Source organism: Paramicrobacterium chengjingii (assembly GCF_011751765.2).
Classification (GTDB): domain Bacteria; phylum Actinomycetota; class Actinomycetes; order Actinomycetales; family Microbacteriaceae; genus Paramicrobacterium; species Paramicrobacterium chengjingii.
Window position 1 is genome coordinate 162783 of sequence record NZ_CP061169.1, and the last position, 22562, is coordinate 185344.

Annotated in this window: 23 protein-coding genes; 17 read left to right on the forward strand and 6 right to left on the reverse strand. The window is 64.4% G+C overall.

Annotation, left to right across the window (positions count from 1 at the left end; all coding sequences use genetic code 11):
• Positions 1–2: 2 nt before the first annotated feature.
• The 3 genes from HCR76_RS00845 (at position 3) to HCR76_RS00855 (ending at position 2953) form a co-directional block, all read left to right on the forward strand.
• On the forward strand, positions 3–1070 hold the full coding sequence (locus HCR76_RS00845; protein ID WP_166985802.1) for a LacI family DNA-binding transcriptional regulator: 1068 nt from the start codon (positions 3–5) through the stop codon (positions 1068–1070).
• A gap of 126 nt (positions 1071–1196) precedes the next feature.
• The gene (locus HCR76_RS00850; protein WP_166988063.1) at positions 1197–2423 is read left to right on the forward strand and encodes an amidohydrolase; all 1227 of its coding nucleotides are present in this window, start codon (positions 1197–1199) and stop codon (positions 2421–2423) included.
• The gene (locus tag HCR76_RS00855) at positions 2420–2953 is read left to right on the forward strand and encodes a GNAT family N-acetyltransferase (protein WP_166985799.1); all 534 of its coding nucleotides are present in this window, start codon (positions 2420–2422) and stop codon (positions 2951–2953) included. The genes HCR76_RS00850 and HCR76_RS00855 overlap by 4 nt, the downstream gene beginning before the upstream one ends.
• Positions 2954–2980: 27 nt before the next feature.
• On the opposite strand, the gene HCR76_RS00860 is transcribed toward HCR76_RS00855, so the two are convergent.
• The 5 genes from HCR76_RS00860 to HCR76_RS00880 all read right to left on the reverse strand — a co-directional run bounded on the left by HCR76_RS00860 (position 2981) and on the right by HCR76_RS00880 (position 7087).
• On the reverse strand, positions 2981–3628 hold the full coding sequence (locus HCR76_RS00860; RefSeq protein WP_166985796.1) for a response regulator: 648 nt from the start codon (positions 3626–3628) through the stop codon (positions 2981–2983).
• Entirely contained in the window at positions 3625–4821 is a 1197-nt protein-coding gene (locus HCR76_RS00865; RefSeq protein WP_166985793.1) for a sensor histidine kinase, read from the reverse strand. Before HCR76_RS00865 ends, HCR76_RS00860 begins: the two co-directional genes overlap by 4 nt.
• 31 nt (positions 4822–4852) lie before the next feature.
• Positions 4853–5701 carry an ABC transporter permease gene (locus HCR76_RS00870; protein WP_166985790.1) on the reverse strand — a complete coding sequence of 283 codons (849 nt, stop codon included), beginning with the start codon at positions 5699–5701 and terminating at the stop codon, positions 4853–4855.
• A complete protein-coding gene (locus HCR76_RS00875; RefSeq protein ID WP_166985787.1) occupies positions 5698–6615 on the reverse strand; it encodes an ABC transporter ATP-binding protein in 918 nt (305 codons plus the stop codon). The genes HCR76_RS00870 and HCR76_RS00875 overlap by 4 nt, the downstream gene beginning before the upstream one ends.
• Before the next feature lie 79 nt (positions 6616–6694).
• Complete coding sequence (locus HCR76_RS00880; RefSeq protein WP_166985784.1) at positions 6695–7087, reverse strand: hypothetical protein; 393 nt, start codon at positions 7085–7087, stop codon at positions 6695–6697.
• 43 nt (positions 7088–7130) lie between these two features.
• Here HCR76_RS00880 and HCR76_RS00885 point away from each other — a divergent pair, with 43 nt between their 5' ends.
• Positions 7131–7742 carry a TetR/AcrR family transcriptional regulator gene (locus HCR76_RS00885; protein ID WP_166985781.1) on the forward strand — a complete coding sequence of 204 codons (612 nt, stop codon included), beginning with the start codon at positions 7131–7133 and terminating at the stop codon, positions 7740–7742.
• A 49-nt stretch (positions 7743–7791) separates the two neighbouring features.
• Positions 7792–8502 (forward strand): hypothetical protein, encoded by a 711-nt coding sequence (locus tag HCR76_RS00890; protein WP_166985778.1) that lies wholly within the window; start codon positions 7792–7794, stop codon positions 8500–8502.
• 3 nt (positions 8503–8505) lie between these two features.
• Here HCR76_RS00890 and HCR76_RS00895 read toward each other — a convergent pair whose 3' ends face one another.
• The gene (locus tag HCR76_RS00895; protein ID WP_166988061.1) at positions 8506–9795 is read right to left on the reverse strand and encodes an MATE family efflux transporter; all 1290 of its coding nucleotides are present in this window, start codon (positions 9793–9795) and stop codon (positions 8506–8508) included.
• Positions 9796–9982: 187 nt separating this feature from the next.
• On the opposite strand from HCR76_RS00895, the gene HCR76_RS00900 reads away from it, so the two are divergent.
• The 12 genes from HCR76_RS00900 (at position 9983) to thrC (ending at position 22521) form a co-directional block, all read left to right on the forward strand.
• A complete protein-coding gene (locus tag HCR76_RS00900; RefSeq protein WP_166985775.1) occupies positions 9983–10807 on the forward strand; it encodes an alpha/beta fold hydrolase in 825 nt (274 codons plus the stop codon).
• A gap of 86 nt (positions 10808–10893) precedes the next feature.
• Positions 10894–11226 (forward strand): MarR family winged helix-turn-helix transcriptional regulator, encoded by a 333-nt coding sequence (locus tag HCR76_RS00905; RefSeq protein ID WP_280529502.1) that lies wholly within the window; start codon positions 10894–10896, stop codon positions 11224–11226.
• A gap of 72 nt (positions 11227–11298) precedes the next feature.
• Positions 11299–13278, forward strand: coding sequence for a M13 family metallopeptidase (locus tag HCR76_RS00910; RefSeq protein WP_166985769.1), 1980 nt, complete (start codon positions 11299–11301; stop codon positions 13276–13278).
• A gap of 89 nt (positions 13279–13367) precedes the next feature.
• Positions 13368–14273 carry a serine hydrolase gene (locus tag HCR76_RS00915; protein ID WP_166985768.1) on the forward strand — a complete coding sequence of 302 codons (906 nt, stop codon included), beginning with the start codon at positions 13368–13370 and terminating at the stop codon, positions 14271–14273.
• A 63-nt stretch (positions 14274–14336) separates the two neighbouring features.
• Positions 14337–15176, forward strand: a complete 840-nt coding sequence (locus HCR76_RS00920) for an NAD-dependent epimerase/dehydratase family protein (RefSeq protein WP_166985765.1) — start codon at positions 14337–14339, stop codon at positions 15174–15176.
• A 240-nt stretch (positions 15177–15416) separates the two neighbouring features.
• Positions 15417–16166 (forward strand): DUF1684 domain-containing protein, encoded by a 750-nt coding sequence (locus tag HCR76_RS00925; RefSeq protein ID WP_166985762.1) that lies wholly within the window; start codon positions 15417–15419, stop codon positions 16164–16166.
• Positions 16163–17656, forward strand: coding sequence for an ABC transporter substrate-binding protein (locus HCR76_RS00930; protein WP_166985759.1), 1494 nt, complete (start codon positions 16163–16165; stop codon positions 17654–17656). The genes HCR76_RS00925 and HCR76_RS00930 overlap by 4 nt, the downstream gene beginning before the upstream one ends.
• A gap of 11 nt (positions 17657–17667) precedes the next feature.
• Positions 17668–18630, forward strand: coding sequence for an ABC transporter permease (locus HCR76_RS00935; protein WP_166985757.1), 963 nt, complete (start codon positions 17668–17670; stop codon positions 18628–18630).
• A complete protein-coding gene (locus HCR76_RS00940; RefSeq protein ID WP_166985754.1) occupies positions 18627–19496 on the forward strand; it encodes an ABC transporter permease in 870 nt (289 codons plus the stop codon). Before HCR76_RS00935 ends, HCR76_RS00940 begins: the two co-directional genes overlap by 4 nt.
• Positions 19493–20287 carry an ATP-binding cassette domain-containing protein gene (locus tag HCR76_RS00945; RefSeq protein ID WP_166985752.1) on the forward strand — a complete coding sequence of 265 codons (795 nt, stop codon included), beginning with the start codon at positions 19493–19495 and terminating at the stop codon, positions 20285–20287. The genes HCR76_RS00940 and HCR76_RS00945 overlap by 4 nt, the downstream gene beginning before the upstream one ends.
• Entirely contained in the window at positions 20284–21039 is a 756-nt protein-coding gene (locus tag HCR76_RS00950; RefSeq protein WP_166985749.1) for an ABC transporter ATP-binding protein, read from the forward strand. The genes HCR76_RS00945 and HCR76_RS00950 overlap by 4 nt, the downstream gene beginning before the upstream one ends.
• A gap of 57 nt (positions 21040–21096) precedes the next feature.
• Complete coding sequence (gene thrC / locus HCR76_RS00955; RefSeq protein WP_166985746.1) at positions 21097–22521, forward strand: threonine synthase; 1425 nt, start codon at positions 21097–21099, stop codon at positions 22519–22521.
• Positions 22522–22562 lie beyond the last annotated feature (41 nt).

Sequence of the window (22562 nt, forward strand, 5' to 3'; positions counted from 1 at the left end):
GGATGACGAAAGCGCAACGCGCCAGTTCGCGCCCGACACTTGCCCACGTCGCAGCCCGGGCAGGAGTCTCTCCGTCGACGGCATCCATCGCGTTCAGCGGTCAAGGTCCGGTGTCGGATGCGACAAAGACGAAGGTGCTCACCGCGGCATCCGAACTCGGCTACGTCGGCCCAGATCCGCGGGCGGCCGGACTCCGGCGAGGGAGAAGCGGGATCGTCGGAGCCGTTCTTGCCGCACGCATCGGAGTGTCGTTTCGGGACCCTGTGCTGATTCAGACGCTTGACGGACTTGCCGAGGAGCTCAGTTCGCTTGGCGCCGGCCTTCTGCTCATGAGCGAATCTGCGGAGGGCTCGAGCCAGGTCACCGTCGCCAACGCGCCCGTTGACGCCGTTGTGCTGCTCGGCTGCAACTTTGATCCCGGTCAATCGCTCGACGTGCTGACCCGCCGTGGCATTCCCATGGTGGCGATCGAGGCGGAGCCAACGGGCGCGAGTCCGGTGATCAGCGTTGACAATCGCGGCGGAACGCGTCTGCTCGCCGAGCACCTGCGCGACCTCGGGCATGAGCGGGTCAGCCTCATCACACTGGGGCTCGAGCGGCCGACAGAACCACGAGAGCTGACGCCGGAGTGCGAGCGCGAGAGCGTGCTTCCGGCACGCGAGCGGATGCGTGGAGCGCGCGACGTGTTTCCGGGAATCGGCGGCTGGGTCGCGGGTGCGAGCCGCGTCGAGGCAGGCAGGCGAGCGGCCCGCATGCTGCTCGACGTCGATCCGTCGAAACGACCGACGGCGATCATTGCGCAGAGCGACCTGATCGCAGCCGGTGCCATTGCGGCAGCCCGCGAACTCGGTCTGGATGTGCCGCGTGATCTGAGCGTCGTCGGCTTCGACGGCATCCGAGTCGACAACCTCGGGCTGCGATTGACGACGGTGCGGCAGCCAACGCACGAGAAGGGCGCCGCCGCCGGTCGGGCAGTGATCGCACTGCTGGAGGGCCGTGAGGCGGAATCGACGGCGTTTTCCGTTGAGTTTGTCGCGGGGGAAACCGTCGCTCCGCCGTCGGCACTCTGAACAAACGCGCAGATGCTCTCGGACACCTCCCGGGATACGCTTGGGGTACATGGATCGAAAGGCCACGACGTGACGACGGTGAGCTCAGACGCGCTGCACTCGGCCGCTGCGGTTGCCGAGCGACTGATGCCGGTCTATGAAGACCTGCACCAGCATCCTGAGCTGTCGTTTCAGGAGACGCGTACGGCCAGCATCGTCGCCGCACGGCTTGCCGAGCTGGGCTTTGACGTGCACGAGGGGATCGGTCGAACCGGCGTCGTCGGAGTTCTGCGATCGGGAGACGGCCCCGTCGTGATGCTCCGCGCCGACATGGATGCTCTTCCCGTGCGCGAGCAGACAGACCTGACCTACGCGTCCACGGTGCGCGGGACAGACCCTGACGGCAACGACGTGCCGGTGATGCACGCCTGTGGTCATGACATTCACGTGACGGCGCTGCTCGGGGCCGCCGAACTGCTCACCACAAGCCACGCTGACTGGACAGGAACTCTCGTCGCCGTCTTCCAGCCCGCCGAAGAGAATGGCGGCGGTGCACAGGTGATGGTCGACGACGGCCTCTACGACGTCGTTCCCGCACCGGATATCGTGCTGGGACAGCACGTCATGCCCTATCCGTCCGGCGTTATCGGCGTATCGTCAGGGCCCGCGTTCGCGGCGACGGATGAGCTCGAGGTACGTCTGTTTGGCAAGGGCGGCCACGGGTCGCAACCCGAATCGACCATCGACCCGGTCGTGATGGCCGCGGCCACGGTGATGCGGCTGCAGACGATCGTGTCGCGTGAGATCGCTGGCGGCGACACTGCGGTGCTCACTGTGGGAACGATGCAGGCCGGAACCAAGAGCAACGTGATCGCCGACGAGGCGCACCTTGGGCTCAACATTCGCAGCTACGACCCGGGCGTGCGCGACCGCATCATCGCGGCAGCACACCGCATCGTGAACGCTGAGGCTTCAGCATCCGGTGCCACTCGAGCCCCCGAGATCACGGGGCGCGACTCCTTCCCCGTGCTCATGAACGACCCCGCCGCGACAGCGCGCACCATCGCCGCGATGCGCGAGTCGCTCGACGGCGTCGACGTGCGCGAGGTGCAGCCGGTTATGGGAAGTGAAGACATCGGCAATCTCGCGGTACCGGTCGATGCCCCGATCGTCTATTGGCTGCTCGGCGGCGCCGACCCCGCGCTGTTCCCGCGCGATGAGCACCTCACATCACTTCCGGCGGGCGTGCCGTCGAACCACTCGCCGTTTTTCGCACCGGTGCCCGATCCGACGCTTCGCGTTGGCATCGCCGCACTCACCACTGCCGCGCGCGAATGGCTCGGCGCGGCTGATGCACACAAGGGGGAACGATGATCAAGGTGCTGTACTCCGACGATGGCGTCGTCATGCTGCGTCCGTTGACCATGCAGGATGCCGAGGAGCACCACGCCGGGCAGGACGACGAGTACGTCACGTGGCTCGACGACGCTGAGAGTTCAGAAGAGAGCGTGCGCAGCCACCTCGCCGACGTGGAGAAGGCGTGGGAGGCCGGCGGCCCGTTTTATTCGTTTGCGATCGTCGCCGATGGCAAACTCGCCGGCACGATCACCACTGAAGTGGGTCGCGAGGGTCTCGAGAACAACCAGGCAGACATTGTGTACGGCCTGTACCCGGCCACGCGTGGCCGCGGCATCGCCACGCGTGCGGTGATGCTCGTCGTGTCGTTCCTCGACCAGATTCCGGGCATCTCCGAGGCGATCACGCGCGTGAATCCCGAGAACCCGAAGTCACGATCCGTGGCCGAGCGCGCGGGCTTCGAGCCGATGACGACCGCCGAGGCCGAGGCCGACGAGAACGACTGGCTCAGCACCCGCGTGTCCCTCGTGCCCGCCGAGCAGCGGTAACGCTAATGGTCTGAACGTCCTCAGCATTCACCGACCGCTGCTGTCGCGATCGATGACGCCGAGATCGAGCGCCCGCAGCACAGCCTGTGTGCGATCAGACACCCCGAGCTTCTCGTAGGTGTGCAGCAGGTGCGTCTTCACCGTCGCCTCGCCGATGAAGAGCTCGCGTCCGATCTGTGGGTTGCTCTTGCCCGCGGCGACAAGCCTCAGCACGTCTGTCTCGCGCGGGCTCAGCGAGACTGCCGTCGGCTCGTCTGGCCGCTGCATCCGTTTTACCAGCGTCGCCGCGATCGACGGCGCCAGCACGGTATCGCCCTCAACAACCGCGCGTACGCCTGCAATGATCTCGTCTGACGGCGCAGCTTTGAGAAGATACCCGGATGCTCCCGCCTCAATCGCGCCGAGAATGTGGTCGTCGCTCTCATACGTCGTGAGAACAAGTACCCGGGTCTCGGGAAGTTCCGTGGTGATGGCGAGGGTAGCTTCGGTTCCATCGAGCTCGGGCATGCGCAGATCCATCAGCACAAGGTCAGGTCGCAGCGCCAAAGCCCGATCGACAGCCTCGGTGCCCGTTGCAGCCTCGCCCGCTACCTCGATGCCCGCGGCATCAGTGAGAAGCCCCACAATGCCAGAGCGGACGATGGGGTGATCGTCAGCGACGAGAACACGAATCATGTCAGGGACTCCTGTGTGAGGGCTTCGGGGTTCGGCACGGTGACGGCGAGCGTCACGCCGTCACCGCCAGCATCCGAAAGAGATAAGGTTCCGCCGACCAGCGCAACGCGTTCGCGCATGCCAGGCAGCCCGAAGCCGCGCTCGTCGTCGATCGTGGCCCCACCGAGTCCTCGGCCGTCGTCTGTGATCGTCAGCCGGATCTCCTGATCAACACGCTGCAACGCCATGGCAACATGGCCGGCACGCGCGTGCTTGCGCACATTCGCAAGCCCCTCCTGCACGCAGCGCAGCAGCATCACTTCGAGTTCGCGTGGCAGCTGCTGTGACAGTTCGACCGTCGTCGAGATCTGCACACCGGACTCGCGGGCGAAGCGCGTTCCCAGCCGTGTGAGGCTGGCTTCGAAAGGGGCGGATGCCGTCGCTGCGACCGTGGCGTTTGCGGCGACGAGACCGCGCGCGTCGCTCAGAGCATCGCGCGCGGTCTCTTCGACGACGGCGATCGTCTGCGCGGGATTCGATTCGCGCGAGGCACGCTGCGCGAGCATGACGATGCTCGTGAGGCTCTGCGCGATGGTGTCGTGAATGTCCCGGGCGATGCGCTCGCGTTCGCCGGCAGCTCCGGACTCGCGATGAGCTGCCTCAAGCTCGCTCTGAGCCTCGGTCAGTTCTTCGAGCAGCCGGGCGCGCTCGGATCCCCAGTTGGCGATGCCAGAAATCCAGAGTCCGAGCGCGATGCTGAACGCCGTTGAAATTCCTGCTATCGCGAAGGCGGTGATATTGCCCGACGTGGTCCAGCCCTGATTGAAGGCGAACGCCGTTCCGAGAGCGCTGGTCGCCACGACGTTCATCAAGACGGCTTGGCGGGTGCCAGACGATGACAACCAAATCAGCGGAAGAACGATGACCATCGTGTTCATCATGTCGGCGCTGAGCGACACGGTTGCAGCGGCGAGCGCGATCATTGCCATTTGGCCGATCATCGAATAAATAGCGGGAGTGTCGTGCTGGTCGAGCCCGATCTGCACGGGGACGAACCGTCGCAGCACTGCGCCGTACAGCGCGCCGAGGCTGAGCAGAAGGGCGACCAGAGCCCAGCGCTCGACGACGCTGTACTCAGAGTTCATCGCCGAGATGGCGCTGAGCACGATAATCACGAGCCCGACGGCGATGTCCCACCAGTGACGTGTGTTCACTGTTCTAGGCTCTCACGCGCTCCACACTGGATCAGCGATCCCTGTGAATCCAGCGGAAAGTCAGACGTGCGAGCACGAGGGCGATGACGATCCACACGGCGAGCATGAGGGCGACGATGCCGAGGTCCCAACTGCCGCTAGGCTCCTGAGCGGCCCAGGCGTCGGGAAGGAACGCCGCACGCAGCCCCTGTGCCATCCAGCGAACGGGGAAGACTCCGGATGCGCTCTGCAACCACTCGGGCAGGGCAGAGAACTGCAGGTAAACTCCCGAGACGAACTGCAGAACGAGCACGATCGGAATGACGACTGCCGCAGCCGTCTTGCCCGAGCGTGGCACGGCCGAGAGAGCAATGCCGGCAAATGCGCACGCGGCGATGCCGAGAACATACACCCAGGCGATGATTCCCCACGCTTCTGCCGAGGTAGGCAGCTGCGCTCCGAACGCGAACACGGCGACCGCAACGAGGAGCCCGATCTGCAGAAGGCTCGTCACGATGACCTGGCCGAGCTTGCCGACAAAGTACGAGACGGGCGACAGTGGCGACCCGCCAAGGCGCTTGAGCGTGCCGTCGCTCTTCTCAACCGCGATGTCGGTGGCGAGGTTCTGCACGCCAGAGAGCAGGATGGCACCGGCGATCATTCCCGGCAGATAGTACGTGGCCATTGTGAGTTCGCCCGGAAGGTCTTGGTCACTGAAGACGGTGGCGAAGAGCGAGTAGAGAAGGGTGGGGAAGAGAAATGTGAAGAACACTTGGTCGCCCGCACGAAAGTACATCTTGAGCTCGACCGGGATGCGTCGGATGCCGAGTCTGATCGTTCGCAGAGGCGAGAAACTCGGAATTACGCCGATGCGCGTCGAGGTGTTGGCTGACGTCGTCATGCTGCTTCCTCCTGACGAGGGGCGGCGTCACGTGACGAATCGCCGCCGTCGATTTTGATGAGCTCGAGGTACACGTCCTCCAACGTCGGACGCACGATCTCGACGTCGCGTGGTTCTCCAGCTGCATCGGCGACGAGTGCGGCAACGGTGCGGCCCGGCTCGTGTGTGCGTTCTTCGTGGCGCTGACCCACGGCATCCGTCCACCTGACGAGGGGAATGCGTGCTTCGCGCCCGCCGATCTCGTCGATCGCACCGATGTCGACGAGGCGTCCGCCGGCGATCACGGCAGCTCGGTCACCCAATTGGGCGGCCTCATCGAGGTAATGGGTGGTGAGCAGGATGCTGGTTCCCGACGACTTAAGCGAACGGATGAGCCCCCAGAACTGCCGCCGCGCTTCGGGGTCGAAACCCGTTGTCGGCTCGTCGAGGAAGAGCAGTTGCGGGTTGCCGATGATGCCGAGTGCAACGTCAACCCTGCGACGCTGGCCCCCCGAGAGCTTGTTGATGCGGGTCTTCTGCTTGTCGACCAGACCAACCGCCTCGATCACTTCGTCAACATCGCGTGGTGACGGGTAGTAGCCGGCAAACTCGATGAGCTGCTCACGCACGGTCACGTTTCCAGACTCGCCCGTTGACTGCAGCACGATGCCGAGCTGAGACTTCCACGGAAGCCGGCCATGTTCGGGATCGATGCCCAGCACGGCGACCTCACCTGATGTGCGTCTCCGGTATCCCTCGAGAATCTCGATGGCCGTTGATTTGCCGGCGCCGTTTGGGCCGAGTAGGGCGAACGTCTCGCCGCGATGAATGTCGAAGCTCACGCCGTCAAGCGCTGTGAATGTGCCGTAGGTCTTTCGTAAATTGCGTACTTCGACAATGTTGGCCGTGCTGCCCAGGGTGTCTGTGGTTGCCATGTTTCCAGCGTTGTCGCCGAGCTCGTCAGGCGACAGCATCCGCCTGGCTGATCTTGCATCCACCGATCGGTGGATGTCGTCAGTTGACGCGTCCGACGCCGGTCAGGAGCGTCGCGGTCAGGGTCGCAGCCGCGACAATCTGGTATCCCAGCCAGAGTTCGCCGCCGAATGGACTGCCCGCAGATGCAAGCAGCAGTGCGGCGACGGTGACGAGAACCCACAGGCCGTCATACAGCGCAAGCGAGACGAGGAAGGTGCGGGTCGTTCGGCGGGAGGCGAGTCGAGCCTCTGATGCTCCGACAAGTGCAACGGTGATGCCAGCGAGGATGATGACCCAGGTGGCGACCCCCAGTGTAGAGGCGAGCGGGACGCACGCAATGAGATATGCGGCCCCGAGCGCCAGCTTGAAGATGCCGTCAGCGACGATGCCCGCTCGCACGACTCCCCGAGGCTGTGATGTGTGTTTGAGCATCCCGGCTCCTTTTTGATAATGAGATTATTAGTATAATGAAACTATGCGAACATTGCGAGAAGAAGCGAAGAAGCGTAATCGGGAGGCGCTTATCGCAGCGGCTGGTGCACTCGTCGCTCGGGATGGCTCTGCCGTGCGTCTTGAGGACATCGTTGAGCGAGCTGGGCTAACAACGGGAGCCGTGTACTCGCTGTTCGGAAGCAAGAACGGTCTGCTCGTCGAGACCGTTGCCGACGCCCTCGCGCCCCATTACGACGGGATCGACGCGGCCGTCCCGCCCGATGCCGATCTGTCGGACGCCGTCGCCGAGATCGCCCGTCACATTCGTCGCACATGTGACGACTCGAACGCGCGGAGTTCTCTCTTGTTCCAGATGACCATTCACGATGTCGCGCTGCGTGACGAGGGACTTGGGCGGCGACTTGCGGCATCGGTCGCCGACCAGGAAGAACGTCTCGTCCGTCTGCTTTCCGGACGAGAGCTTTCGGGAAAGGGCGTGACCGACGAGGAAGCTCGTCGTCTCGTCCCTGCACTGCGCGCTGTGCTGCTCGGGCTGAGTCAGGGCGTGGTGTTCGGCATCACACCGCAGGTGACGGAGGAGTACATGGCCTCAGCAGCATGTGCGCTCGTCACACCAGACATTCTCGGCAGGTGATTCAACACGTCGGTATGCTGAGCGGCACAGCCGACTGGAAGGAAGAGCAATGGAGCATCAGCAGGGTGTCAGGCAGTGGGCACGCACCGTCGACCTGCCGGATCCGATCCGCTGGGGTGACCTCGAGTATCAGATTCTGGAGTTCCCTGTCAGTGAAGAAGAAGTCACAGAAGCCGAGGAGGCCCCGGGCGGCCCCGGCAGGTTGAACGTGGCGCTCGCCTATCTGCTGTGGGTCCCGTACCTCCTCGCCCCTGTTATCGGGCTTGTTTTGGTGATCATCGCCCTTGGCATCGATTATGAGCCAGATCGCGACGATCTGATCGGCGTCGCGCAGTTCTTCTTCGTTGCCGGACTTATTCTCGTCGCTGTGCAGGGGATGGTGTGGGCGAGCACTCGCGACCGGTCCTGGATGCAGATCGGAACGACCGTTCCCGTCGTCGTCGTCTCGCTCGTCGCATACCTGCTCGTGCGACCGCTCCCCGGTGCATCGTGGATGGCGCTGATCGCGCTCGCCGCGGCGGTTCTTGGCGTTGTCGTGCTTGCGCTCCTGTTTTTTGCGTCGAAGCCGACCGCGCCCGGGCCGCGTGTGAAATGGCGCACGCTGTCTGCTGAGCAGAAGGTTCAGTTGGGCAACCGTGCCATGGCGCTCGAAGAGCTGAAGAAGCGCGGCCTCATTACCGACAAAGGGACCGATATATCGGGGCTCGTCGAGATGCCTGTCGGCTCGTGGCACCGAATGGACGAACGTCTGCGTCGCTGAGAGTCAGGCGCCCGTGCGCATCCACGCGGTCGAACGCGAACGGATACCGAGGGTGAGCGCACGCGCCGCGATATAGCCGAAGCTGAATGCCGCCGTCAACCACGCGAGCCCCGCCGTGCCTGTCGGTGATGCGAAATACACCCAGAGAGCGAGCGGCAGGTAGCAGAGCAGATTCAGGATGCCGGTGAGCGCGAGGTAACGCGCATCGCCCGCACCGATCAGCACACCGTCGAGAACGAAGACGAACCCGCCGAGCGGCACGCTCGCGCCGAGAATGATCATCGCGGGCGTCATCATATGCGCCAGCTCGGCATCGCCCGTGAACGCATAGCCCAGCACGCCGCTCAGGCCCGCGACGACCGCGCCGATGACGACGCCAGAGCCAAGCCCCCACACGAGGCAGCGCACGAGCACCGAGCGCACGTCGGCGACATTGCCGGCGCCGAGTCCCTTCCCAATGAGTGCCTGCGCGGCGATTGCGAGGGCGTCGAGCGCGAACGCCGTTGTGCCATAGATCGTCATCATGATCTGAAAGCCCGCGAGCTCGCTCGTGCCGAGAGACGTGGCGACGAAGATCGAGAGCAGCATCGCCGCGCGCAGGCTTGCCGTGCGGATGAACAGCCAACCGCCCGACAACGCTGACCCACGCAATCCCGCGCGCGTCGGCCTGACCGTCGCGCGCGTACGGCGGGCATGCCTGAACACGACAGCGAGGTACGCCGCCACCATTCCCCACTGCGCCACAACCGTGCCGATTGCAGACCCGGCGATGCCGAAGTCGAGAACGTACATGAATACGTAGTTGAGGCAGATGTTCGCACCGAAACCAGCTACCGCAACGATGAGCGGCGTCTTCGTGTCTTGCAGGCCGCGCAGCAGCCCGGTCGCTGCGTAGACGATGAGCATTGCCGGGATGCCGATCATCGAGATGCCCAGATAGATGCCCGCCTGCTCGGCAACGGCTGGTGTCGCACCGAACGGCGCGACCAGCGCCGGCGTCACGAACCAGCCGGCGATGGCGAGCACGATGCCGAGACCAAGCGCAAGCCAGATGCCGTCGATGCCGACAGAGACTCCGCCGCGCTCGTCTCCCGCGCCAAGCAACCGCGCCACGGCGGGCGTTGTGGCATATGCGAGAAACACCATGAGCCCGATGATCGTCTGCAGCACGGCGCTCGCGATGCCGAGCCCCGCGAGCGGATCGATGCCGAGATGCCCGACCATCGCCGAATCGGCGAGCAGAAACATCGGTTCGGCTATCAGTGCGCCGAGGGCGGGTACCGCAAGACGCATGATCTCGCGGTCGATGGATTTCACGCGTACGACTCTAACTGCGGAACATGGCCTGCGCGTATTGCGCTTCTCTGAGCCGGATGATGTGTGCCTTCAGGCGCCCTGCCTCCGCAGCGCCATCGAGTGTTCTCTTGGGCTCGTGAAACTGACGCTCGAGGTTCAGGATTCGGAGGCGTACCGTGAAGTTATGACTGAGCTGACTGCTCGAGCGGTCGACGGCGTTCGCATCACGGCGCGCGACGAAGGCCGCGGACCGTCACTGTTGATCGTGCCGCCCGGTGGAACGGACGCGGCATCGTGGGATGCCGTCGCGCGGGAGCTCGACGGGTTTCGGGCCGTTCGGCTGCAGAGGCGGATCTATGCGTCAGGCGCTCCGGTCGTGCTGCCACACCGAATGTCCACAGAGGCGAGCGATATCCAGGTGATCGCAACACAACTTGCACCCCCGATCATCGGCGTCGGGCATTCGTCAGGTGCCGTTGCACTTCTGGAATCCGCACGTCTTCACTCGGCGTCCTTTGCGGGGCTCATCCTCTATGAGCCGCCTCTGCCGACAACGGAACTTGTCGCTGGCGCAGCGGGTGTGAAGGCGCGGGCGCGCATTGATGCGGGAGACCCGGTCGAGGCGATGCGGATTCACCTGCGCGACATCGTCGGCATGCCAGCACCGATCGTCGATATGATCCTGACCGCCCCCGACGCGCGCGATCAATTCGTCAAACACGCGGCCGCGCAAGTTGCAGACGATGAAGCAATCGATGCGCTCGGGCTTGGTATTGATCGCTATCGTTCGCTCACGATGCCCGTCGTCCTCATCGAGGGGTCAGAGAGCCCAGGACACGTGCGTGAACGATCGTCCGATCTCGCCAGCGTGCTGCCCATGGTTCTCAGGAAAGTGACGCTCGCGAACCAAGGGCACGTCGCACATTTGACGGCTCCAGGCATGCTCGGCTGTGTGATTCGTGAAGCGGCCCTTGAGATTCGCGGAAGCATGCGTGGGCGGGTGGGCTAGACAGGAGTCACTCTGCTCGTAGAACGCGCTCTCACTGAGCGTGTCCGCTCAAAGTACGTGCGCGATGCAGTGAGCATGCTCTCGCGCTGAGCGTCGTGGACGCCCACCCCGGAACGCTTAACAAACAGGCCGCGGCAGTGAGGCTCGGCCTCACCAAGGGCACGGTGAGCAGGCAGATCGAGAAGGCTGTCGATGCGGGATTGATGACGGCGACGGAGTCACCGCATTCCCGTCGAGAGAAAGTGCTTGCTCTGACTCCGGAGGGCTCGCAGGTCGTGCGGACGGGTGACTCGCTGCTCGATCAGACCCTCGTCGAGCAGATGCCTGACCTCTCGCGCGACGCACTGAGAACGACGATCGAGACGCTGAGTACGCTGAACGCTGCACTGGGAGGCAGCGCTCCTCCCGACCCTGTGTGACCCAGGGGCATCCGTTCTGCCTTGTGCTGTGAACCCGGGCGGGTCATAGCATCGCTCGATTAGGCTGGGTGCATGACTGATGGTGCTCTGAATTCCGGTATCGAAATCGACGGACTCAACCCCGACGCACGCCCCCAAGACGACCTGTTCACGCACGTCAATGGCCGGTGGATCGACGCCACGGAGATCCCCGGTGACAAGGCACGGTGGGGTACGTTCCACCAGCTTGCGGAGGCCGCAGAGAAAAACGTTCAGCAGATCATCCTCGACGCGCAGAAGGGCGTTTTCGACGGCACGGACGCTGAAGCAGAAGCCCGCAAAGTGGGAGAGCTGTATGCGAGCTTTATGAACACTGAGCGTATCGCCGACCTGGGAATCGAGCCGATCGCAGACCAGCTGCGGGCGGCATCCGCTGTCTCGTCGATCGCTGAGCTGCTTGAGACGATCGGCATGCTCGAGAACGACGGCCTCGGTGGGTTTGTGGGAATGGGGGTCGACAACGACCCGGGCAACCCGGAACGGTACGTCATGTTCATGGTGCAGGGCGGCATCAGCCTGCCAGATGAGAACTATTACCGCGAAGAAACGTTCGCCGAGATTCGTGAGGCATACCTCGCGCATCTGCAGCGCATGTTCGAACTCGCAGGGCTCGACGACGCCGAGGCGCGCGCGCGACGTGTTTTCGATCTCGAGACGGCACTGGCGTCGCATCACTGGGACAACGTCGCCACCCGCGATGCGCAGAAGACGTACAACCTGTACTCCGGCACCGATGCTCTCGCGCTCGTGGCAGGAGTCGACCTGACCCCGTGGAAGAACGCTCTTGACGTGCCCGAGAGCGCGCTCGCCGAGATCGTCGTCATGCAGCCGTCATACCTCGAGGGCCTCGCCGAGCTGCTCGTTGACGAGAAACTCGACGCCTGGAAGGACTGGCTGGCCTGGAAGGTTCTGCACGGCGCAGCTCCTTATCTCACCGACGAGATCGTCGCCGAGAATTTCGACTTTTACGGGCACACAATCACTGGAACGCCCGAGCAGCGTGAGCGTTGGAAGCGCGGTGTCTCGCTAGTGGAGGGCGCCATGGGCGAGGCCGTTGGTCGCGTCTACGTCGAACGGCACTTCCCGCCCGAGGCGAAGACCGCCATGGATGAACTCGTCGGCAACCTCGTCGAGGCATACAGGCAGTCGATCACGACCCTCGACTGGATGAGCCCTGCCACGCGCAAGCGGGCACTCGAGAAGCTCGACAAGTTCACACCGAAGATCGGGTTCCCCGTGAAATGGCGCGACTACACGCAGCTCTCGATCGACGCTGACGATCTGGTCGGCAACGTGCGTCGGGCCAACCGCTTCGAGCTGCACCGCGAAGTAGAGAAGATCGGCAAGCCGCTCGATCGCGACGAGTGGTTCATGACTCCTCAGACCGTCAACGCCTACTACAACCCAGGCTTCAACGAAATTGTGTTTCCGGCGGCGATCCTCCAGTTTCCGTTCTTCGACTCCTCACGCGATGCCGCGGCGAACTACGGGGCGATCGGGGCGGTCATCGGTCACGAGATCGGGCACGGCTTCGACGACCAGGGCTCGCGATTCGACGGTGATGGGCGGCTAATCGACTGGTGGACGGATGCCGACAGGGAAGCATTCGAGAAGCGCACAAGTTCGCTCATCGAGCAGTACAACGCGCTCGCACCCGAGCAGGTTCCCGACCACCACGTCAACGGTGCGCTCACGATCGGTGAGAACATCGGGGACCTCGGTGGCCTCGGAATCGCGTGGAAGGCCTACCTGCTTTCACTCGGCGACGACGAGTCCCCCGAGATCGATGGCCTCAACGGCTCCGAACGCTTCTTCCTCTCGTGGGCACAGGCCTGGCGACAGAAGGGACGGGATGCCGAGACGATCCGTCTGCTTGCCATCGACCCGCACTCGCCGAACGAATTTAGATGCAACCAGATTGTGAGGAATCTCAACGAGTTCTACACTACGTTTGGAGTCGAAGAAGGTGACGCACTCTGGCTTAACCCGGAAGAGCGCGTCACCATCTGGTAAAACCGTCTGTGCCGACGGTGCGAGAACGCGGGGGAACGCGACGTCGGAATGCCGGTATATAAGTTCCGGTCCGAAGGAGGACGTAGTCTGTGGCTTCCCCCACACGTGAACCCGGTCGCCGAGTGCGCCAGAGTGCCCGCCGAGCTCGCCATCGCTCAGAAGAAACGGCCGATACGTTCGCGTCTGGTTTTCGAGCGCTCGCGTTGCTTGCCCGCAATGGCGTTCAGGTCTCTGCTCGAGCAATTGATCTCGCGAGCGGCAGAGAGCTGTTCTCGATCGATGACTACATCGTGATGCCGACGGCGGGCATCGGCACGACGCTGCTGCTCGCCGACGTCGCCTCTCGGCTCGACGATCCCGCGTTCGAGTCGCTGATGATTCTCGACCGCGAGTCGCAGGATCAGGCGGCGGATGCTGGCCTCTGGCAGCATCTTCAGGCCCCGTCGTTTCCGATCGCCGATCTCGCAGCGTTCATCGGCTCGTCCAACGATCACCTCGCGATGAACGTGCTGCTGCGGCAGATCGGGCTCGACGCCGTGCGACTGCGTGCCGAGAACCTCGGGCTTCGGCGCACGGCTCTGCTCGACGTCGCTCGCGATCATCGGGGCCCAGACGACGCACCTCACCTGTCGGTTGGTTCCATGAAGGAGCTCACGTGGCTCTTCGCCGAGTTCGCCAGGGGAGAGGCGATGAGCCACACGGCGAGTCAACGCGTCGTCGACTGGCTGTCGCTCAACATGGATCTGTCGCTCGTCGCCTCGGCTTTCGGCCTCGACCCGCTGTCGCACCGCAGCGGAACGCACGGTCTCACGCTGTTCAACAAGACAGGTTCAGAGCCGGGCGTGCGCGCCGAGGCCGGCGTCTTGCGGGGGCCACGTGCCGGTGTTGCGTATGCCGTTGCGACGTCGTTTGCCGATACTGACCTCGTGACGAGGCTCTCGGTCATTGACGGACTGCGCCGGGTGGGCAGCGACCTGCTCGAGTACGTGCACTGAGCGCCCGATGACCCCACAACAGCGGCTCTAGACGTTCGCCGCTCAGACGGGGAGAATGGCGGCATGAGGATCTTGGTCGCTGGGGGGACCGGTGTGATCGGGTCGCGGGTCGTTCCGCTCCTGACCGCGGCGGGGCACGAGGTGATTGCGACGAGTCGCAGTGCCGACAGGCTGCTGCCGGCACAGGCGGCAGGGGCAGAGCGCGCTGTTATGGACGCCCGCGACGCGGCATCCGTCAACGCCGTCGTCACTGACGTCAGTCCCGACGCCATTGTGCACCTGCTGACCGACCTCGCCACCGAGGACTTCGCCGGAAACTCCCACCTGCGCATCGTGGGCACGCGCAACCTTGTGGCCGCCGCCGAGAACGCCGGCGTCACTCGCATGGTGGCCGAGAGCATCTCCTGGGTGGGGGAGCCGGAAACCGAGCCGGGCGACGAATCTGTCGCCATCGCACGCGATCCCGATACGGATGAGAGCCTCTTCCCCGCAGTTGAATCGCTTGAAGCGGGAGTGCTCAGCCTTGAGAATGGCGTCGTGCTGCGCATGGGGATGCTGTACGGCCGGGGCACCTGGTTCGGACGCGGAGGGAGAATTCACGATCGAGCGGAGGGGGGAGACGTCGTCGCGACAGTGCGGCATACGTCGTTCGTGCACGTCGACGATGCAGCACTCGCCGTCGTCAAGGCGCTCGACTGGCCGCGCGGGATCGTGAACATCGTGGACGACGATCCCGCAGACGCCGACGAGTGGGCGCCAGAACTCGTGTGGGCCGCGGGCGGCAATGAGACACAGCTGACGGTGCGTTCCACGGGCCGCGCGAGCACGAATGCTCGTGCCGCGGAGCTCGGTTGGGTGCCCGAGCACCCCACATGGCGCGACGGTCCGTTCGACCTGGTGTAGCGTTCAGCCGCGAGTTCATGTGTCGAAATCGGTGGTTTTTCGGCCCGCGTAAGAGCCATTTGTGACATCTGAACTGTGGTGGTCATCCAAGTGGTGCCGGGAGATGGTCGTTGCGGGGTGAACGCGCGTCATGTGGTCGGCGGAATACTGAGTGCGGAATATTGAGCGCCCCGAACTCGTTGCGCTTCATGACGTCGCGATTCGCGGCGGAGTCCCCTGCGCCCGATAATCGGAAGTGCCATGCCCGAATCCCCCTCTGCTTCACCAGACGAGCCCGCTTCGGCTCGCGCGCATCACGCTGTTTGGCGGGACGATCGCCGTCGCGCTGTTACGGCACCGACCGGCAACCTCGCCCTCGTCGAAACGCGATGGCTCCCCGTTGGCGAGCAGCCCGCACTGGCGAAGGAGCAGGCCGACGCACCGGCATCCGTCACCGTCACCGAGCTGAAGCGCAGTGACATCGACACCGGCGAGACGCAGTACGGTCTGCGCTTCTGGGACGCCGACGCTCCAGCGATGCACGCGTTCGATCGAATCGACGCATTCGACGATGATCCAGAGTGGGTCATTGAAGCTCAGTTCACGCCCATCGGGATCGACCGCACGGTGCCGTTCGAGCACATTCGCGACAACGGCGGAACACGCGATCTCGTCGTGCCGGGCGACATCACCTTCTCGCGTGACGGCACGCGCTATAACTTCGCGGCCTTCGACGACGGCGGGAGACTGCTGCTTGTTTTTGGCGACCCGACAAACGGCCGCGACGACGAGACAGGCACGTACGGTGCTGGCCGGTTTTTGTTTGTGCAGCGCGCGTCGTCCAGCGACGGCTTTGGCGAGGCCGGACCCGTCACGCTTGATTTCAACCGCGCGTTCGTGCCGCCGTGCGGATTCTCGTCGGCATACAACTGCCCGATGCCGCCAGTTCAGAATCGCTTTGCCGTGCCCGTGACCGCGGGTGAAAAGAACATCATCTGGAGAACGCAGTGAAACGTGAGCTTGCCCTTGTCGCAACCATTGCCGCCGCAGCCCTCGTGTTGACGGGCTGCTCGGCCGGCGGGTCAGGCGACGCGGGCGGCGACGACGCGACGATCAACATCGGCTCGCTGTATGAGCCGCAGAATCTCAGCAACACGGGCGGAGGCGGGCAGGGAGTCACCGAGGCCCTCAGCGGCAACGTCTACGAGGGGCTGTACAAGCTCACGGACGACGGAGAGGTAGAGCCGCTGCTGGCGGAGAGCGAAGAGGTGAGCGACGATGGTCTGACGTACACGTTCACGCTTCGCGAGGGCGTCACGTTCCACTCCGGCGACCCGCTGACCTCTGCAGACGTGAAGTCGAGCGTCGAGGCGGTCACGGCCGAAGACTCGCAATCGGCACGCAAGTCGAGTTTCGATGTTATCGAGTCGATCGAGACGCCTGACGAGAGCACCGTCGTCTTCACACTGAGTCAGCGCTCCATCTCGTTCACCTACAACCTCAGCTACGTTTCGATCGTGAACGACGAGGCGACAGACCTCAAGACCAGCGAAGACGGCACGGGGCCATACACGCTCGACGAATGGAAGCGCGGCAGCACGCTGAGCCTGGCGCGCTGGGACGACTATTGGGGCACGAAGGCGAAGAACGCCGAGGTTGTCTTTCACTACTACACCGATGCGACGTCGCAGAACAACGCATTGATCAGCGGCCAGATCGACATCATCACGAGTGTTCAGAGCCCTGATGCACTGAGCCAGTTCGACGGCAACGACGACTACGTAGTGAACGACGGGTCGTCGACGACGAAGGAGCTGCTCGCGTTCAACGACCGAGTCGAGCCGTTCGACAACGCTTTGGTGCGCAAGGCTGTGTATTCGGCGATCGACCGCAAGAAGCTGCTGAACTCCATCTGGGGCGACTATGGTCAGCTCATCGGATCGATGGTGCCGCCGACGGATCCCTGGTACGAAGACCTGACAGACGTCAACCCCTACGACCCGCAGTTGGCGAAGGATCAACTGGCCGAAGCGGGTTACGCCGACGGATTCTCGTTCACGCTCGACACTCCGAGCTACGACCCGCATCCGGCCGTCGCCGAGTTTCTCAAGTCGGAGCTCGCAAAGGTGGGCATCACCGTGACGATTAACACGATCACCGCAGACGAGTGGTACACGAAGGTCTTCCAAGACCGTGACTTCGAGGCGACGCTGCAGGAGCATGTGAACGATCGTGACGTCGTCTGGTACGGCGACCCTGACTTCTACTGGGGCTACGACAACGCCGATGTGCAGCAGTGGGTGGCAGACGCCGAGCAGGCGGAGACAACGGATGAGCAGACCGAGCTGCTGAAGAAGGTGAACAAAAAGATCGCCGAGGATGCTGCGAGCGTGTGGCTGTACCTCTACCCGCAGATCGTCGTCGCCGCGTCTGACGTGACGGGTTACCCGGTCAACGGGCTCAACTCACAATTCTACGCGTACGACATCGTCAAGGAGTAAGTTCGCAGGGCATGCCCTCTTACCTGATCCGCCGGTTCGCGTTCCTTGTGCTGTCGCTCGTCGTCGCCCTGGTCGTGATCTTTGTGCTGCTCAGGCTGCTGCCGGGCGACCCGGCGAACGCGCTGCTCTCGGTGAACGCGACGCCGGAGCAGATCGCCGCGGCGCGAGCGCAGGTGGGCAGCGACAGGCCACTTGCCGAACAGTTCGCCACGTGGGCGGGGCAGATGCTGCGCTTTGATCTGGGCGAGTCCTACATCAGCGGGCTCCCCGTGCTTCCCGAGGTGACGGCTCGCCTGCGGGTGACGATGCCGCTCACACTTCTGGCATTCGCGCTCGGGCTCGCGATCGCACTCGTCGCGGGCGTCGCCGCCGCTGTCGGTTCCGACCGCTGGTACGGCACACTGCTTTCGGGCTTCGCCCAGGTGGGCATTGCCATTCCGGTGTTCTGGATCGGCATCATTCTCGTCTGGATCTTCGCCCTCGCGCTCGGGGTGTTGCCGAGCGGCGGATTTCCCCGCGATGACTGGGAGAATCCGGGGGAGGCGCTCACGGCGCTTGCCCTCCCCATCATCACAATCGCCGTAGTGATGAGCGCCTCGCTCACTCGGTATGTGCGGGCTGCGACGCTTGACGTCGTGGGCAGCGGCTACCTGCGCACCGCGCGGGCAGGAGGAGCGAGCATGGCGCAGGCGCTGTGGCGGCATGGGCTGCGCAACGGCTCTGTTCCGGTGATCGCCATTCTCGGCATCGAGTTGTCGACGACGCTGCTCGGCGCCGTCGTCGTCGAGAGCGTGTTCACCCTGCCTGGGCTCGGCAACATGCTGCTCGACGCCATCGCCCAGCACGACTACCCCAACATTCAGGGCATTCTCGTGGTGAGCACACTCTTCGTGCTGCTCGTCGGCTTCGCCGCCGACATTGCCCAGCGCCTCGTCGACCCGCGTTTGCGCCAGAGCGTCTCGGGTAATCGATGAGCGACATCGCCACACAGGATGCCGCCGCAGCCGCGCCTCGCAAGGCACGGGCCCGCCGGGGACGCCGTGCCGTTCTGGTGATCGGCAGCGTGCTGGCGGCATCCATTGTTCTTCTTGCCCTTGTCTCGCTGTTCTGGCTGCCCTACGAGCAGGCGGACACGAGCGGAACGCGACTCGAGTCGCCGAACGCTACACACTGGCTCGGCACGGATAAGCTCGGGCGCGATCTTATGACCCAGCTCATGGTTGGTGCGCGCATTGCCCTCACCGTTGGAGCGGGCTCGGTGGCGATCGCCGCGGTGCTCGGCCTCGTGCTCGGCCTTGTCGCCGCGTTTGCGTGGCCGTGGCTCGACGACACCCTGTCGGCGGCGCTCGACGTGGTGATCGCCTTCCCCGTGCTGCTGCTCGCGATGCTCGTTGTCGCCGTGCAAGGAGCATCGCTGTGGTCGGCGATCCTTGCCATCGGGCTCGCCCAGTCGGCCGTCGTCGCGCGGCTTGTGCGCATTCTTGCGCGCCGCGTGCTCGGCGAGCAGTACATCACGGCGTCGCGCACAAGCGGAACTCGCTGGCCCGGCATCGTCGGTGCGCACATTCTGCCCAACATCGCGCCTATGCTCGGCGTCAACCTGGCTCTGCAGTTCGGAATCGCCGTGCTGGCCGAGGCAAGTCTCTCGTATCTCGGGCTCGGCGCACCGCCGCCCAACGCGTCGTGGGGACGCATGCTGCAGGAAGCACAGGGCACGGTGCTCACGGCCCCTGTCGGCGCGATCGCTCCCGGAATCGCGCTCGTCGTTCTGGTGCTCGGCGTCAACTTCATCGCCGACGGACTTCGCGACGTCGCCGACCCGACGAGGAGGCGACGATGAGCTGTCTCGAGGTAGCAGGGCTGAGCGTTCGCACGCGCGACGGCGACACCTTGGTGAGCGACCTCTCATTCACGGTGGATGCCGGCGAGCGCGTCGGCCTCATCGGAGAATCGGGGTCGGGCAAGTCGGTGACGTCTCTCGCTGTGACCGGGCTGCTTGACGCGGGTCTTACCGCGCACGGCTCTGTGCTGCTGGACGGCCAGCAGGTGATCGGAGCGTCAGACCGGATGCTGCGTCCGCTTCGTGGCCCAGCGGCATCCATTGTTTTTCAAGAGCCGCTCACGGCCCTTGACCCGCTCATGCGCGTGGGAAGGCAGATCGCCGAGCCCATCGCCAGGCACCGCGGGCTGCGCGGCCGGGAACTGTCCGCTGCGGTTCGCGACGCGCTCGTCGATGTCGCTCTGCCCGAGGAGCGCCTTGCGCGGGCGTACCCCCACGAGCTCTCGGGCGGCCAACGCCAGCGCGCCGCAATCGCCATCGCGCTTGCGGCGCATCCTCGTCTGCTGATTGCCGACGAACCGACGACCGCGCTCGACGTGACCGTGCAGAACGAGGTGCTCGACCTGCTCGATCGATGCGTTGCCGAACGCGACATGGCGCTGCTGTTCATCAGCCACGACCTCGCCGTCGTGTCGCGCATGGCGCAGCGCGTCACGGTTCTGCGCCGGGGCGTCGCCGTTGAATCCGGTCCCGTGCGCGACGTCATCGATACGCCACGGCACGAGTACACGCAGCGCCTCGTCGAGAGTGCTCGTGCTCTTGATCGCACGCTCGATGGGGGTGACGCATGAGCCTTCTCGAGCTTCGAGGCGCTTCGTTCGCCTATGGGCGAGGGCGGACTGTCGTCGACGACGTGTCGTTCTCGATCGACGCGGGTGAGAGCATCGGACTCGTGGGGGAGTCCGGGGCCGGCAAGTCGACGATCCTGTCGCTTCTGCTTGGACTCATCGCCCCGACGAGCGGTGCTGTGCTGTTCGACGGCGCGCCGCTCGCCCGGCGCGACCGCGGCCTCATGAGACGTTTCCGATCGTCGGTGCAGACGGTCTATCAAGATCCGTACTCGTCGCTCGACCCGAGGCAGCGCATCGACCGCATCGTTGCCGAGCCCCTGCGTTCGCTCGACATTGCAGCGGGCGACGCCGCGCGCGAGCGCGTGGGCGAGGCTCTGGCATCCGTCGGTCTGGATCGCGACGTGCTGCGGCGCTTTCCGCACGAGTTCTCGGGAGGGCAGCGCCAACGCATCGCAATCGCCCGGGCGATCGTGTGCCGGCCGAAGGTGCTGTTGGCCGACGAACCGGTGAGCGCACTCGACGTCACGACGCGCATTCAGGTGATCGACGTGCTGCGGAGGCTGCGCGACGAGACGGGCCTCGCTCTGCTCATGGTGTCGCACGACCTCACGAGCGTCGCGGCACTGTGCGAGCGCACCATCGTGCTGAAAGACGGCAGTGTCGTCGAAGAAGGCGACACTGGCGGCATCCTCACCTCTCCCGCCACCGCATACGCGCGCCAACTGGTGGCGGCAATCCCGCGTCTGCCCTGAAACAGCCTTCGCGCTCACGTACGATTGACAGCGACCGACCAGCGAAGGGCCCATCACGTGCAGTACATCTCCACACGCGGCGGTGTCATCGGGCACTACTGCGACATTCTTCTTGAGGGGCTCGCACCCAACGGCGGACTGGCGGTACCCGAGCGGATGCCGCAGATCGACTCAGTCGATCTCGAGCGGTGGCGCCACCTCGACTATGCAGACCTGGCGACCGAGGTCATCGGGCTCTTTGCGACAGACATTCCGCGTGACGACCTCGCCCGCCTGTGCCGGGCGGCATACGACCCCGCCAGGTACGCGTCGGCGGAGATGGTGCCGCTGCGTGACATCGGCGACGGCCTGACCCTCGTCGGGCTCTCTGAGGGACCGACGCTCGCGTTCAAAGACATGGCTATGCAGTTTCTCGGCGAAGCCCTTGACTACGTCTTGGAGAAGACCGACGGCGTGCTCAACGTGCTCGGTGCTACATCGGGCGACACCGGGTCGGCTGCCGAGCATGCCCTCCGCGGCCGCGACCGGGTCTCGGTGTTCATGCTTTCGCCCCAGGGGCGCATGAGCGCATTTCAGCGCGCGCAGATGTACTCGCTTCACGACGCGAACGTGCACAACATCGCCGTTGAGGGCGTTTTCGATGACTGCCAGAACCTCGTCAAACAGTTGGCGCAGGATCTCGATTTCAAGAAGGCTCACCGCATCGGCGCCGTCAACTCGATCAACTTCGGCCGCATCTCTGCCCAGATCGCGTACTACGTGTGGGCGTGGCTGCGCTATACCGACCGCCTGCCCGAAGCCGAGCGCGAGGGTGTCGAGGTGTCGTTTGCCGTGCCGTCGGGCAACTTCGGCAACATCCTGTCTGGTCTCTACGCCAAACTCATGGGGCTTCCCATTCGCAAGCTGGTGCTCGCGACAAACGAGAACAACGTTCTCGACGAGTTCTTCCGTACCGGCATCTACCGCCCGCGATCTGCGGCGGACACCGTCGCGACGTCGAGCCCGTCGATGGACGTGTCGCGCGCGTCGAACCTTGAGCGGTTCGTCTTCAATCTTCTCGGTCGCGATCCGCACCGCACGGCGGCGACGTGGGAGACGCTCGCCGATCACGACACGTTCGACCTGTCCGCCGAGCAGGGCCGGTTCGAGTCGGAGTTCGGTATCGTGAGCGGCACGAGCACGCATGAGGATCGACTGCGCACCATTCGTGCGTTCTTTGAGAGCCACGGTGTCACCCTCGACCCGCACACGGCAGATGGTGCGAAGGTGGCTCGAGAGCACGTGGAGCCGGGAGTGCCGATGCTGGTGCTCGAGACGGCGAAGCCGCAGAAATTTGCCGACACGATCACCGAGGCGCTGAGCACACCCATCGTTGCTGACGCGGAGACCCGTGCGCTTTTCGACGCACCGCAGCGGGTGACGATGCTGCCCGCCGATGCGGAGCAACTGCGTGCGCTGATTGAGAAGTCTGCGCTGCGCTGATCGCCCGAGATCGTGGCAGTGTGCGTGACCTTGTCGCGGGT